The following is a 12,188-nucleotide window of genomic DNA, read 5'->3' as shown; positions in this document are numbered from 1 at the left end:
GTTCAGCCCTGCCCGTCGGAAAACACCACGGACATGTGCAGATTGTCCGGGTCGTTGATGGCGGCCATGTACTCATCGACGCTGATTTCACCAACACACGGCCGCGCGCCGGGTGCGGGCACGTAGCCCTGGAGCATTTTCGCGGCCAGGGCGACGGCGGCGCAGCTGGGGATCTCCGGCCCCTTGTCGTTGAACGCCGTGAGTTGCACGGTCAGGGACAACGGCTTGTCGTCCATGCCGAGGCCCACGACGTCGATGTACATCGCGCTCTTGCCATCGCCAAACCGCTCGAACCCGCAGCCCCACCGATGCAGACGCGCGGCCCAGCGCTCGTGGTCGCGAACCAGCCCGGTGCGCAGGGCCTGGGCCAGCAGGAAGGTCGCCACATTGCCGAGCTTGAGCCCCGCGCCGGCCTTGAACCGCAAGGTCTGCGCGCCGTAGCGGCTGGCGAAGATGTCCATGTCCGGCACGTCGACATTGGCCAATACCCGCGTGCCCATTTGCGGCATCTTGCGCAGGGTCAGGTCCTGCCAACCGAACACTTCGTGCACCTGGCCGTTCTTGAGCTGTTTGATCGGTTTGCCGGCGTAGGCCAGCACCCCGGTGATCGTAGACAGCCCGGGCATCTTGGCCGAAGAGGAAATGCCGTGCTCGATCAAATCGATACGTTTGAACCGCGAGCGGTGCTGATCAATGATGGCTGACGACAGCGTCGGTACCGAGCTGCAGCCACTAAGGACCGCCACGCCGGCACTTTTTGCGCGGGCATCCAGCACGCCGATGGCGTTGACGAAGGTGCGGCAGTCCGAGAGATCGCAGTAATTGACCCCGGCGTCGATGCACGCTTCAGCCACGGCATAGGATTGGCCCTGGAATGGGCCGCCGGTGTGGATGACCAGTTGAATGCCCAGCGATACCAGGGCGGACTTGAAACCGGCGCCCATGGCATCACCGCACCAGCCTTCGCAAGATTTGCCGGACTGGGCTTGCAACGCGTCGACCTTGGCCGACAACTTGCGCGGGTCACGCCCGGAAATCACTAGATCGATGCCCGGCATCACCGCCAAATGCCGGCACACGATGCTGCCGAAGTTTCCGTAACCACCGATCACCAATACCTTGAGTGTCATTTACTGCTTCCCTGAACCGTTTCTCGACCGAGGCGCGATTCTAAGGGATCGAATGACCCACGAGGAACGATTTGTTCATAACCTGTGGCGAGGGAGCTTGCTCCCTCGCCACAGAAAGCCCTCATGCCACAGAAAGCTCTCTCACCACAGGATTTACGAAAGACGCTACACCGCCCCACCCTTGGCCTGTTGCTCCAGATGCACCTGCAACTCGGGCTCAATCTTCAGCGCCGCCGCCAGTTCATCCAGATAACTGCGCTCGGCGTCTTGCTGATCGTCCACCACCATCACGCTGGCCAGGTACATTTCCGCGGCGATGGCCGGGTCTGTGGCTGATCGGGCCACATCGGCGGCGTCCAAGGGGCGGGCGACTTCATCGTCGAGCCATTGCTGCAGTTGCGGATCATCGGTGTGGCGGCCGATTTCGCTGCTGATCATCTGTTTCTCGCTGTCATCGATCCGGCCATCGGCCTTGGCGGCGGCGATCAAGGCGCGCAGCACCGCGTGGCTATGGTCTTCGACTTCAGGGCCGGCCAGCAGGTCCACGGTGCGCGGCGCCTGTTGCGGCGCCGAGGCCTGGCTGCGCTGCCAGGCTTGATAGGCCTGGAACGCCATCATCCCGAGGGACGCCAGCGCCGCGTAGTTGGTGCCGCCCGAAGAACGGGTCCGGGTCGAGCCGCCCAAGGCCGAGCCACCGCCCAGCAAACCACCGAGCAAGCCACCCAACCCGCCACCGCCGGCACCTGAAGCGGCGCCACCGCCCAACAGGCCGCCGAGTAATCCGCCAAGACCGCCGAGGCCTGCCTGGGATGGCGCGGCACCGCCGCCCTGCTGCGACATCGAGCCTTGGCCGGCCCGCAAAAGTTGTTCGAGCAAATCGCTGGTGTTCATGACGACGACCTCTCTTATGGGTGTGGCTCAGTCAGGCAACGATAGCCCTCGCCGGCCATTGCGCCAACCCTGTCGGGCCGACGTGGACAGGCGCAACACCCGAGGGCTCACGCTCCTGACAGGAACTGACAGTGCTGCCTTTTATGCTGCGTGCCACGTCCTTTGGAGCAGTCCCATGATCACACCGCGTTATTGGCTACTTTTCGTCGAAAACCCTGCCGTCAGTGCACGGTTCTATGAATTCCTGCTGGGCCGCAAACCCGTGGAAGAATCCCCGACCTTCGCCCTGTTTGTGCTGGAAGACGGCTACAAACTGGGGCTCTGGTCGCGGCACACCGCCGAACCGGTGGCAGGAATGACCGGTGGTGGCATGGAGCTGGCCTTCCCGGTGGAGTCTGCTGAAGAGGTCGACGCGCTGTTCGGCCAATGGTCGAGCCTGGGCCTGAGCATCCTGCAACCACCGACCGAACTGGATTTCGGCCGCACCTTCGTCGCGCTTGACCCCGATGATCATCGGCTGCGAGTGTTCTACCCTCGTTAACCCGTCACCCAGAGGATTCTCCCCCGCATGGATCAGCATCAAATTGTCGTCAGCGACGTGATCGACCCCGACGTCGAGCAACTGCTCAGCGCCGGACTCAGCGCCTTCAATGATCAGGCCACCGGGATCAGCGACTGGCAGGCCCTGACGGTGACCGTTCGCGACCCTGGCACCCAACAGGTGCTGGGCGGGATTACCGGGCGCACGTCGCTGGGCCTGCTGTTTCTCGATTTGTTCTACTTGCCCGAGGCGCTACGCGGCTCCGGGCTGGGCGCTCGACTGCTCAACGCCTATGAAGACGAAGGCCGCCGGCGCGGCTGTCGCTCGGCGGTGCTCTACACCTTGAGTTTTCAAGCCCCGGCATTTTACGAGAAGCAGGGCTGGCAGCGATTTGGCGAGGTGCCATGCCTGCCGGAGGGCACCAGCCGGGTGTTCATGAGCAAAGTGTTGTAAGCCCGCCTCATCGTCCCGTCTTCAGCCATGCAGATTTAACCGAAGTTTTTTTCCCACAGCACAGCTAAGATTCATAGGTGGTGAACCTTATCCCCGGATTCCCGGTCGATACCTGCAACCCGACCCGGTTTGCCGACGCCCCCAATAGAAGGGTGCTGACTGGCTTGCTTCACTTTTTGGAGAACGCCCCCGTGATATCGACCTTACACATTGCCAGGCTCAAAGCATGGGGCGCCCATGGCTTTACCGCGACTGGCGTGGTCACGGCCTTTCTGGCCACCCTCGCCCTGCTGGAAAACCAGGCCACCCATTGCCTGCTGTGGCTGGGCGTGGCGCTGATCGTCGACGGCCTCGACGGTGCACTGGCACGCAAGGTCAACGTGCAATCGGTGCTGCCGAGTTTCGACGGCTCGATCCTCGACCTGGTCATCGACTACCTGACCTACGTGTTCATCCCGGCACTGTTCATCTATCGCTACATTCCGTTGCCGGACTACACGCTGCTACTGACCGTGTCGCTGATCCTGGTCTCATCGCTGTTCTGCTTCTGCAACGTCAACATGAAAAGCAAGGACAACTACTTCCAGGGCTTCCCCGCCGCGTGGAACGTGGTCGCGTTGTGCCTGTACATCATCGGCCCGTCGCCGTGGGTCACGCTGCTCACCGTCATCGGCCTGGCCCTGCTGACCGTGACCCGGATGAAGTTCCTGCACCCGTTCCGCGTGCGCAAGTTCATGCCAATCAACATCGCCGTCACGGCCATCTGGCTGCTGTGCAGTCTGTCGCTGGTGGTCAATCACCCGGTGATCAATCCGATGGTGATGGGGCTTTGGCTGCTGATGTCGGCGTACTTCCTGGGCATCTGCATCTGGCGCACGGCAATGGAGTGGTTCGACAGCTCACGGCACAAGTAACCGTCCATGGCCATTAGCATCGTCAGGCTCGGCTCACCGCGCATGCCCGATGAAGGCCTGCGCATCGGCACGGTACGCCGCCCGCCTCGCGGTGTGCCGAAAGCCGAGTTTGCCAGCCGTGATTTTTATGATGTCTGGCAGCCCCTGCTGTCCCCCAGTCCGGAACTGGTTGCCCAAGCCCAGGCGGCGCAAGACGCCAAGGCCTGGGACACCTTCAAGCGCAAGTTCAAGACCGAAATGAACCAGCCCGCGCCCAGTCACCTGCTGGATTTGCTGGCGGCGCTGTCCCATCAAACAGCGCTGGCGGTGGGGTGTTACTGCGAGGATGAGGCGCATTGCCACCGTTCGGTCCTGCGCGAGTTGCTGCAAGCCCGGGGCGCCCAAATCACCTGATTCACCACCATTCCCCCCGTAGGAGCAAAGCTTGCTCGCGATAGCGTCGGCACAGTTACATCAAAGTGACTGCGAGGACGCCATCGCGAGCAAGCTTTGCTCCTACAGGGGAGTGGACAGAACATCGCCCATGACGATAGCGTCTGCCCTCTCATTCAAAGGACTGACCATGACGCAGATTGTCGCTTACACCAACGAACACCACCGCACCTCGGTCATCGAACTCTGGGAAACCGCGTTCGGCTACGAAACCGCGCACAACACCCCAAGCCTGGTGATCGACAAGAAACTGGCCATCGCCGACGGGTTGTTTTTTGTGGCGCAGGCGAACGACAGGGTCGTCGGCACAGTGCTGGCGGGATACGACGGTCATCGGGGCTGGCTGTATTCGGTGGCGGTGCATCCGGCACAGCGCAGGCAAGGGCTGGGCGCCCGGTTGGTGCGTCACGCCGAACAGGCGCTGACGGCTCGCGGCTGCATGAAGATCAATCTGCAGATCGTCAGCGCCAATGAAAGCGTGAGGAGTTTCTATGAGTCGCTGGGCTACGCGGTGGAGCCGCGCATCAGCATGGGCAAGCAGGTGGAAGCGAACATCCCGGTGGCCACACCTCTCAGAAACTGACTGCCCCCGGAGCTGCCGAACGCTGCGATCTTTTGCTCTTGATCTTCAACGCATCCAAAAAAGATCAAGAGATCGCAGCCTTCGCCAGCTCCTACGTTGACGTTAACGCCGGGTGATCACCACCTCCAGGTATTCACTCGGCACCACCAGCGTCCCCTCACCCGCCCGATTCATCCGGTTCAGCAACTCGGTGAAGTCCCTTTCCAGCGCCATGGCGCCGTCGACCGGCAGCGCCGCGAACGCCTTGTGCACTGGCCCATACCAGCTGCGGAAGGTGTCGATGAAGTGCGCGGCCGAGCGGTAGCGGAAGTTGAAGGTCCGGCGTGTCACCTGGGTCAGGAAGTCGTGGTCATCGAAGTGGGTGTGCAACCAGGCTTCATTGCCCCAGTTCGATGGCGGTTGGGCGCCGGGCGGTGGCGGCAGGTGGCGGCCAAGGGTCTTGAACATCTGCCCGACAAAGCCTTCCGGCGTCCAGTTGGCCAGGCCGATGCGCCCACCGGGGCGAACGACCCGCGCCAGTTCAGCGGCGGCCTTGGCCTGGTCCGGCGCGAACATCACGCCGAAAGTCGAGAGTACGGCGTCGTAACTCGCATCCTCGAACGGCAGCGCTTCGGCGTCCGCCACCTGGAAAATCACCTCCAGCCTTTCGGCCCTGGCGCGGTCTTCACCGCGTTCGAGCAGCGCCGCGACATAGTCGGTGGAGGTGACGTTGCAGCCGCGACGGGCCGCCGCCAGCGTGACATTGCCGTTGCCGGCGGCGACGTCCAGCACCTGTTCGTCGCACAGCAGGTCACAGGCTTCGGCCAGTTGCTCGCCGACAATCTGCAAAGTGGTGCCGATCACGGCGTAATCGCCACTGGCCCAGGCGGCCATCTGACGGTTTTTCAGGGCAGTAAGATCAATGGGTGTACTCATGAAGTGTGGCTCCCTCGCGGGTTAAAACACAGTCCAGGCGCTGACGGAAAACTACTCCGCCGTGGTGGGATCAATGATGTTCATGACCTGTGAAACGCTGTTGGCCGGAAAACCGCCCTGCCTGGCATGTTCCCGGATGAGTTCTTCGTTCGGCGCGATGTACACGCAATAGATCTTGTCGCCGGTGACGTAACTCTGCAGCCATTGCACTTCAGGTATATCGCGCAAGACCCGGCAGGACTTTTGCGAGATGGCTTTCAGATCCCGATCCGACAGTGCTCCGGCACCCGGAATTTCCCGTTCGATGACGTACTTCGGCATGGCAACCTCTCTTTTCTTGTTATCGGTACAGGGCCGGCAGTGACCCCGTGCATCCAATATCGCGCTGACGCGGGCCGGCGTCCTGCCCGATCGTCGGCCAACCTTGCCCGATCGTCCGGAGGTTTCACGCCGCGCGGCGACGGGCTCACACTTAACAGCATCCGTCCCCACGAGAAATCACCATGGACGCCCTCTCGCAAACCCTGCGTGTGGTCCACCTGGTTGGCGCGATTTTCATCAACGCCCGGTTCACCGCGCCCTGGTGCTACCAGTCGCCGAGTGCCGATACCGCCGCACCGTTTCTGGAGCCCGGCGCCGAGCGGGTGGTGATCTTCCATCTGATTACCGAAGGCGAGTGTTACGTCGAGTTGGGCAATGATCCGCCGCTGCTGCTGAACGCCGGCGACGTGGCGGTGTTCCCCCAGGGCGATGCCCATCGCATGTGCTCGACACCGGGCATTCCACCAGCCAGCGGTGCGCGGCTGGACGTGGTGCTGGCGCGGCGTCCGCGGCAATTGAGCTATGGCGGTGGCGGCGCGGTCACGCGTCTGGTCTGCGGTTACCTGGCGTGCGATACGCGGTTGGCGGGCATGCTGCTGACGGGGTTGCCGGCGGTGATCCGGGTCAATGTGCGCGGTTCGAATGCCGGGATGTGGCTCGAATCATCGGTGCGCTACGCCCTGGCCGAAGCGCGATCGCCAAGGCCTGGCGGCGAAGGCGTGCTGGCGAAACTGGCCGAGGTGCTGTTTATCGAGGTGTTGCGCCTGTACATGAACGAACACGCCGAAGGTCGCACCGGTTGGCTGGCGGGCGTCGGCGATCGGATTGTCGGCGGCGCCCTCAACGCCCTGCACAAGAACCCCGGTCATTGCTGGACCCTGGAAGAACTGGCGCGCACCGCCTGCACCTCAAGATCGGTCCTCGCCGAGCGTTTCCAGCAATTGGTGGGCAGCTCGCCGATGCAGTACCTGACCCAATGGCGGATGTTGCTGGCCGCCAACCTGTTACGCCGCAGCAACACCTCATTGGCGCGGATTGCCGAGGAAGTCGGTTATCAGACCGACACCGCGTTCAGCCGCGCCTTTCGCCGCGAGTTCGGGGCACCGCCAGCGGCATGGCGACGCCATCAGGCCGAGGTGGATGCAAAACCCGGGATTGCCTGTCCGCCCTGAAATCGGCTCTTATGGCGCACCCTCTACGAAAGGATTCACTCATGCCCCGCCTGGACTGGCTCGCCCATCACCCGCACCACAGCGATACCTTCGCCGGGTGGATTCATCGCCAATTCCATTACGAATACGCCTCGCAGCCCCTGGCCGATTGGCAGCGGGAGTTTGCTGAGGGTCAAGGCAATGGCGACTGGCAATGCCTGATTGCCCTGGAGGGGGATCAACTGTTGGGCGGTGCGGCGCTGGCCAGGGCCGATCTGGCCCATCGACCGGATCTCGGGCCATGGCTGGCGTGTGTCTTCGTCGACCCGGACGCCCGGGGCCAAGGCCTGGCGGAACGCTTGATCGAAGGGATTTGCGCTGAGGCGAAAGCCAAGGGTGTGGCGCGCATGTACCTGCACACCCAGGACAAGCACGACTACTACGCCAAACGTGGCTGGACGCTGCTGGAGAATTTCCAGGCCTGGGACCAACAACAATGGCTCATGGTGCGAGACCTGTGAGCCATTGAGTTAACGCATCACGCCGCGGGCGCCTTGGCCTCTTGCAGCAACTGCTGGATCATCTGTTCCTGAGTGTCATAGCGACCCTCGCCAAAGTGGGTGTAACGCACCTGGCCCTTGGCGTCGATCAGGTAGTGGGCGGGCCAGTACTGGTTGTCGAAGTTGCGCCAGATCGCGTAGTTGTTGTCGATGGCCACCGGGTAGGTGATGCCGAGTTTCTTCACCTGATCCTTGACGTTATCGATGATGCGTTCAAAGCCGTATTCCGGGGTGTGCACGCCGATCACCACCAGGCCGTCCTTCTCGTATTTCTTCGCCCAGTCCTTCACGTACGGCAAGGTGTGCTGGCAGTTGATGCAGTCGTAGGTCCAGAAGTCGATCAGCACCACTTTGCCTTTCAGCGATTCGCTGGTCAGGGCCGGCGAGTTCAGCCACTCCACCGCGCCGTTGAGCGAGGGCATGGCGCCTTTGGCGTTGTCCATGGACGTATCGGCCTTGACCTTGCTCACGAAGTAGTCGACCACTTTTGGCACGGTTTCCAGCACGCCTTTCTCAAGGCTACTCACGCCTTCGGACGAGGTGCCGGCCAGCAGGGTTTTGTCGGCACCGGTAGAGATCACCACCGCCGCTGCCAGCACGGCAACACCTGCGCCACGCCGCAACCAACCAGTGACCGGAATCGACGCTTTCAAGCGATTGACCAAGCCGCGACCGGCGAAGATCAACGTGCCCAGGGACAAAGCGCTGCCCAGGCCGTACGCCACCAGCAACAGACTGGTTTGCGCATTGGCACCTTGCAGCATGGCGCCAGTGAGGATCACGCCGAGGATCGGCCCGGCGCATGGCGCCCAGAGCAAACCGGTGGCCACGCCGATCATCAGCGAGCTGAGCGGGCCGGACATTTTGCGGGTGTTCGGGTCGAGGCGATTGCCCAGCAACACGAACGGCCGCGCCAGCCAGCCGCCGATGCGGGCGGAAATCAGCGACAGGGCAAACAGCACCATCACGAACAGCGCCACATGGCGACCGGTGTTGTTGGCCTGCACCACCCATTCGCTGCTGACCACGGCCAGGCTGGAAATCAGGGCGAAGGTCAGGACCATGCCGCCGAGGGTGAGCAGGATTGAAGAGCGGCTGCGCTCGACGCCGGCAAACAGGAACGGCACGACCGGCAGGATGCAGGGGCTGAGGACGGTCAAAATGCCGCCCAGGAATGCGATGAGAAACATGGGGGAACTCCTGAAAAGGTGATAAACGAAAACCACACGATCCCTGTAGGAGCGAAGCTTGCTCGCGAAAGCGGTGTGTCAGGCGACATTGATGTTGGATGTGCCAGCCTCTTCGCGAGCAAGCTTCGCTCCTACAGGGGGTTGGGGCGCACGGGGATCCGCAGTCAAACCGTCTGGCGCTCCAGCGACTGCCCCTGGGGCGTGCGGCTGGCGCCGTTCTCCGCCAGGGCAGCAGCGCCCTTCTCCAGTGGTGTCAGTTGAAAGCAAGTGGCACTGCCACAGGCGTTCTTTTCAACCGCAGCATTGGCATGGGCCGCAGCGCCGGCGGCGGAGAAGGCAATGGCGGTCAGATAGCGAGTCACGTTGTTCATGAGGTTCTTCCTGTTTCAAAGTGGGATTGAGCGAGCGGCTCAGTTACCGTCGTGGCAGTCATCGGAAAACTTGCTGTAGTCCAGCGCCTGGGTCTTGCCCTGGGAATCGAGGTAGGTCAGCCGGGCATTCACAATCCCGCAGGAAGGTGTGGCGTCCTGTGTCATCGACACGACTTTCTGGATGTCCAGATGGGTGCCGTAGGTATAGGTTTTCGGGGTCACATCGGCTTCGGCGCGGGCCGACAAGGTGCAGATGTTCAGGGCGGCAAACAGGCAAGCGGCGTAAATGGCTTTGGTGTTCATGACGGTGTCCTCAAGGCTTCAATGTTGGGTGGTTCGAGGCGGGTTGGTGTGCCTCGATGGAACCTATTAGAAGCCTGCGAGGTATCCCGTCTGTGTCGGAAAAACCCCTGAGTCACTCGTTACGTATCAAAGCCGCCGCCGGATACACAGCGATACAAAACCCCGAAAAAATCACGTTTTTGCGTCTGCGTGTATCCGTCGACAGGCCAGATACACTGCAATACAAAGGGCAGCGGGCGAACGGGCCAAGGCTCGATAGACTGCGCGACATCCCCCACTGTTAGAGGTTTGGCCCCATGGAACATGTCGATCACATTCTCATCGTCGACGACGACCGCGAGATTCGGGAGCTGGTCGGCAATTACCTGAAGAAGAATGGCCTGCGCACCACCGTCGTCGCGGATGGCCGGCAGATGCGTTCGTTTCTGGAATCCACGCCGGTGGACCTGATCGTGCTCGACATCATGATGCCCGGCGACGATGGGCTGATGCTCTGTCGCGAGTTGCGCGCCGGCAAACACAAGGCCACGCCGGTGCTGATGCTCACCGCCCGCAACGACGAAACCGACCGCATCATCGGCCTGGAGATGGGCGCCGACGATTACCTGGTCAAGCCGTTCGCCGCCCGCGAATTGCTGGCGCGGATCAACGCCGTCCTGCGCCGCACGCGGATGCTGCCGCCGAATCTGGTGGTCACGGAAAGCGGGCGTCTGCTGGCCTTCGGGCGCTGGCGCCTGGACACTTCGGCCCGGCACCTGCTCGACAGCGACGGCACCATGGTCGCCCTCAGCGGTGCGGAATACCGCTTGCTGCGGGTGTTTCTTGATCATCCGCAACGGGTGCTCAATCGCGATCAGTTGCTGAACCTGACCCAGGGCCGCGACGCCGATCTGTTCGACCGCTCCATTGATTTGCTGGTGAGCCGTTTGCGTCAGCGCCTGCTCGACGATGCCCGGGAGCCGGCCTATATCAAGACCGTGCGCAGCGAGGGTTATGTGTTTTCCCTGCCGGTCGAAGTCCAGGGAGCGCCCGCATGAACCTCGTCCTGCGCTGGCCGCGCACCCTCGCCTCACGGTTGTCGCTGATCTTCTTGATCGGCCTGATCCTCGCGCAAGCGCTGTCCTTCGGCGCGCAATACTACGAGCGTTACGAAAGCGCGAAAAACACCATGCTCGGTAACTTGGAGACTGACGTCTCGACCTCCATCGCCATCCTCGACCGCTTGCCGGCCGAAGAACGGGCGGGCTGGTTGAAGCAACTGGAGCGGCGCAATTATCGCTATCTGCTGGACGACGGTTCACCCGGTACGGCCATGCGCGATACGCCCATCGCGGTAACCTCGATCAAGAACGCCATCGGCAAGGATTACCCGATGACCGTGACCGACATCCCCGGCCCGCAGAAACACTTCCAGGTGCACCTGAAACTGGCGGACGGCAGCCCGGTGACCATCGATGTGCGGCCGGCCATGGTGCCGTTGTCGCCGTGGTTGCCCATCGTGTTGCTCGGGCAATTGGCGCTGATGCTCGCCTGCACCTGGCTGGCTGTGCGGATTGCGATCCGCCCCCTCACCCGCCTCGCCACGGCGGTGGAAACCCTGGACCCCAACACCCACGCCGTGCACCTGGACGAAAAAGGCCCGACCGAAGTCGCCCACGCCGCCATGGCGTTCAATGCCATGCAGGCGCGGATTGCCGCTTATTTGAAAGAACGCATGCAGCTGCTGGCGGCGATTTCCCACGACCTGCAGACCCCGATCACTCGCATGAAACTGCGGGCCGAATTCATGGACGATTCCAGCGAAAAGGACAAACTCTGGAACGATTTGAGCGAGATGGAACACCTGGTGCGCGAAGGCGTGGCCTATGCCCGCAGCATCCACGGCGCCACCGAAGAGAGCCGGCGCACCGACCTGGATTCGTTCCTCGACAGCCTGGTGTTCGACTACCAGGACATGGGCAAGGACGTGCAACTGAGCGGCAAAAGCGCCGCCGTGATCGACACCCGCCCCCACGCCCTGCGCCGGGTGCTGGTGAACCTGACCGACAACGCCCTGAAATTCGCCGGGGCTGCGGAGTTGCAGGTCGAAGCAAAAACCGATGGCGGTTTGTCGGTGAAGGTCATGGACCGTGGGCCGGGGATTGCCGAAGAGGAATTGGCCCAGGTGATGGAGCCGTTTTATCGCGTGGAAAACTCGCGTAACCGCAGCACCGGCGGCACCGGGTTAGGACTGGCGATTGCGCAGCAGCTGGCATTGGCGATCGGGGGATCGTTGACCTTGAGCAACCGTGAAGGCGGTGGCCTGTGCGCAGAGCTCAAGTTGCCAGCGTAACCCTCCCAGAATCTGCCATCGACACCGCCCCCTGTAGGAGCGAGGCTTGCCCGCGAAGGCGGCGTGTCAGGCAACATCTTCGTCGACTGACACACCGCCTT

At 62.3% G+C, this 12,188-nt stretch carries 16 protein-coding genes; 9 read left to right on the top strand and 7 right to left on the bottom strand.

Annotated features, from left to right (window positions below; all coding sequences use genetic code 11):
• Positions 1-2: 2 nt before the first annotated feature.
• Entirely contained in the window at positions 3-1,130 is a 1,128-nt protein-coding gene (locus tag FQ192_RS33075) for a saccharopine dehydrogenase family protein (protein ID WP_149662169.1), read from the bottom strand.
• A 165-nt stretch (positions 1,131-1,295) separates the two neighbouring features.
• A complete protein-coding gene (locus FQ192_RS33070) occupies positions 1,296-2,021 on the bottom strand; it encodes a tellurite resistance TerB family protein (RefSeq protein WP_149662168.1) in 726 nt (241 codons plus the stop codon).
• 175 nt (positions 2,022-2,196) lie between these two features.
• Here FQ192_RS33070 and FQ192_RS33065 point away from each other — a divergent pair, with 175 nt between their 5' ends.
• The 5 genes from FQ192_RS33065 to FQ192_RS33045 all read left to right on the top strand — a co-directional run bounded on the left by FQ192_RS33065 (position 2,197) and on the right by FQ192_RS33045 (position 4,944).
• Positions 2,197-2,562, top strand: coding sequence for a VOC family protein (locus FQ192_RS33065; RefSeq protein WP_149662167.1), 366 nt, complete (start codon positions 2,197-2,199; stop codon positions 2,560-2,562).
• Between the two features lie 27 nt (positions 2,563-2,589).
• On the top strand, positions 2,590-3,015 hold the full coding sequence (locus FQ192_RS33060) for an N-acetyltransferase (RefSeq protein ID WP_149662166.1): 426 nt from the start codon (positions 2,590-2,592) through the stop codon (positions 3,013-3,015).
• Positions 3,016-3,206: 191 nt separating this feature from the next.
• On the top strand, positions 3,207-3,929 hold the full coding sequence (pcsA, locus tag FQ192_RS33055; protein WP_133835912.1) for a phosphatidylcholine synthase: 723 nt from the start codon (positions 3,207-3,209) through the stop codon (positions 3,927-3,929).
• A gap of 6 nt (positions 3,930-3,935) precedes the next feature.
• On the top strand, positions 3,936-4,322 hold the full coding sequence (locus FQ192_RS33050) for a DUF488 domain-containing protein (protein WP_149662165.1): 387 nt from the start codon (positions 3,936-3,938) through the stop codon (positions 4,320-4,322).
• 169 nt (positions 4,323-4,491) lie between these two features.
• Positions 4,492-4,944 (top strand): GNAT family acetyltransferase, encoded by a 453-nt coding sequence (locus FQ192_RS33045; protein ID WP_149662164.1) that lies wholly within the window; start codon positions 4,492-4,494, stop codon positions 4,942-4,944.
• A 102-nt stretch (positions 4,945-5,046) separates the two neighbouring features.
• Here the strand turns inward: FQ192_RS33045 and FQ192_RS33040 are convergent, their stop codons facing one another.
• Both FQ192_RS33040 and FQ192_RS33035 read right to left on the bottom strand, forming a co-directional pair.
• Positions 5,047-5,859 carry a class I SAM-dependent methyltransferase gene (locus tag FQ192_RS33040; protein WP_149662163.1) on the bottom strand — a complete coding sequence of 271 codons (813 nt, stop codon included), beginning with the start codon at positions 5,857-5,859 and terminating at the stop codon, positions 5,047-5,049.
• Positions 5,860-5,910: 51 nt separating this feature from the next.
• A complete protein-coding gene (locus FQ192_RS33035) occupies positions 5,911-6,180 on the bottom strand; it encodes a DUF4242 domain-containing protein (protein ID WP_149662162.1) in 270 nt (89 codons plus the stop codon).
• 182 nt (positions 6,181-6,362) lie between these two features.
• Between FQ192_RS33035 and FQ192_RS33030 the strand changes: the two genes are divergently transcribed.
• Positions 6,363-7,352 (top strand): AraC family transcriptional regulator, encoded by a 990-nt coding sequence (locus tag FQ192_RS33030; RefSeq protein WP_149662161.1) that lies wholly within the window; start codon positions 6,363-6,365, stop codon positions 7,350-7,352.
• A 41-nt stretch (positions 7,353-7,393) separates the two neighbouring features.
• The gene (locus FQ192_RS33025; protein WP_149662160.1) at positions 7,394-7,852 is read left to right on the top strand and encodes a GNAT family N-acetyltransferase; all 459 of its coding nucleotides are present in this window, start codon (positions 7,394-7,396) and stop codon (positions 7,850-7,852) included.
• Between the two features lie 17 nt (positions 7,853-7,869).
• On the opposite strand, the gene FQ192_RS33020 is transcribed toward FQ192_RS33025, so the two are convergent.
• From FQ192_RS33020 to FQ192_RS33010, 3 genes are all read right to left on the bottom strand, one after another.
• The gene (locus FQ192_RS33020; RefSeq protein WP_149662159.1) at positions 7,870-9,081 is read right to left on the bottom strand and encodes a cytochrome c biogenesis protein DipZ; all 1,212 of its coding nucleotides are present in this window, start codon (positions 9,079-9,081) and stop codon (positions 7,870-7,872) included.
• A gap of 164 nt (positions 9,082-9,245) precedes the next feature.
• Entirely contained in the window at positions 9,246-9,452 is a 207-nt protein-coding gene (locus FQ192_RS33015) for a hypothetical protein (protein ID WP_149662158.1), read from the bottom strand.
• A 39-nt stretch (positions 9,453-9,491) separates the two neighbouring features.
• Positions 9,492-9,755, bottom strand: coding sequence for a DUF2790 domain-containing protein (locus FQ192_RS33010; protein ID WP_149662157.1), 264 nt, complete (start codon positions 9,753-9,755; stop codon positions 9,492-9,494).
• Between the two features lie 296 nt (positions 9,756-10,051).
• On the opposite strand from FQ192_RS33010, the gene FQ192_RS33005 reads away from it, so the two are divergent.
• Both FQ192_RS33005 and FQ192_RS33000 read left to right on the top strand, forming a co-directional pair.
• On the top strand, positions 10,052-10,792 hold the full coding sequence (locus FQ192_RS33005; RefSeq protein WP_149662156.1) for a response regulator: 741 nt from the start codon (positions 10,052-10,054) through the stop codon (positions 10,790-10,792).
• Positions 10,789-12,087 (top strand): ATP-binding protein, encoded by a 1,299-nt coding sequence (locus FQ192_RS33000; protein ID WP_149662155.1) that lies wholly within the window; start codon positions 10,789-10,791, stop codon positions 12,085-12,087. The genes FQ192_RS33005 and FQ192_RS33000 overlap by 4 nt, the downstream gene beginning before the upstream one ends.
• The last annotated feature ends 101 nt before the right edge of the window (positions 12,088-12,188 follow it).

It is taken from the genome of Pseudomonas sp. ANT_J12 (assembly GCF_008370045.1).
In the GTDB taxonomy this organism is placed as follows: Bacteria; Pseudomonadota; Gammaproteobacteria; order Pseudomonadales; family Pseudomonadaceae; genus Aquipseudomonas.
Note: the sequence above shows the minus strand (reverse complement) of the source record. Positions and strands in the feature narration are given on the sequence as shown.

Bases quoted from the DNA above. Each gene is read 5' to 3' on its own strand.
- FQ192_RS33035 (WP_149662162.1), bottom strand. From the start codon at position 6,180: ATGCCGAAGTACGTCATCGAACGGGAAATTCCGGGTGCCGGAGCACTG.
- FQ192_RS33060 (WP_149662166.1), top strand. From the start codon at position 2,590: ATGGATCAGCATCAAATTGTCGTCAGCGACGTGATCGACCCCGACGTC.
- FQ192_RS33040 (WP_149662163.1), bottom strand. From the start codon at position 5,859: ATGAGTACACCCATTGATCTTACTGCCCTGAAAAACCGTCAGATGGCC.
- FQ192_RS33020 (WP_149662159.1), bottom strand. From the start codon at position 9,081: ATGTTTCTCATCGCATTCCTGGGCGGCATTTTGACCGTCCTCAGCCCC.
- FQ192_RS33025 (WP_149662160.1), top strand. From the start codon at position 7,394: ATGCCCCGCCTGGACTGGCTCGCCCATCACCCGCACCACAGCGATACC.
- FQ192_RS33000 (WP_149662155.1), top strand. From the start codon at position 10,789: ATGAACCTCGTCCTGCGCTGGCCGCGCACCCTCGCCTCACGGTTGTCG.
- FQ192_RS33070 (WP_149662168.1), bottom strand. From the start codon at position 2,021: ATGAACACCAGCGATTTGCTCGAACAACTTTTGCGGGCCGGCCAAGGC.
- FQ192_RS33050 (WP_149662165.1), top strand. From the start codon at position 3,936: ATGGCCATTAGCATCGTCAGGCTCGGCTCACCGCGCATGCCCGATGAA.
- FQ192_RS33075 (WP_149662169.1), bottom strand. From the start codon at position 1,130: ATGACACTCAAGGTATTGGTGATCGGTGGTTACGGAAACTTCGGCAGC.
- FQ192_RS33005 (WP_149662156.1), top strand. From the start codon at position 10,052: ATGGAACATGTCGATCACATTCTCATCGTCGACGACGACCGCGAGATT.
- FQ192_RS33010 (WP_149662157.1), bottom strand. From the start codon at position 9,755: ATGAACACCAAAGCCATTTACGCCGCTTGCCTGTTTGCCGCCCTGAAC.
- FQ192_RS33015 (WP_149662158.1), bottom strand. From the start codon at position 9,452: ATGAACAACGTGACTCGCTATCTGACCGCCATTGCCTTCTCCGCCGCC.
- FQ192_RS33030 (WP_149662161.1), top strand. From the start codon at position 6,363: ATGGACGCCCTCTCGCAAACCCTGCGTGTGGTCCACCTGGTTGGCGCG.
- FQ192_RS33065 (WP_149662167.1), top strand. From the start codon at position 2,197: ATGATCACACCGCGTTATTGGCTACTTTTCGTCGAAAACCCTGCCGTC.
- FQ192_RS33045 (WP_149662164.1), top strand. From the start codon at position 4,492: ATGACGCAGATTGTCGCTTACACCAACGAACACCACCGCACCTCGGTC.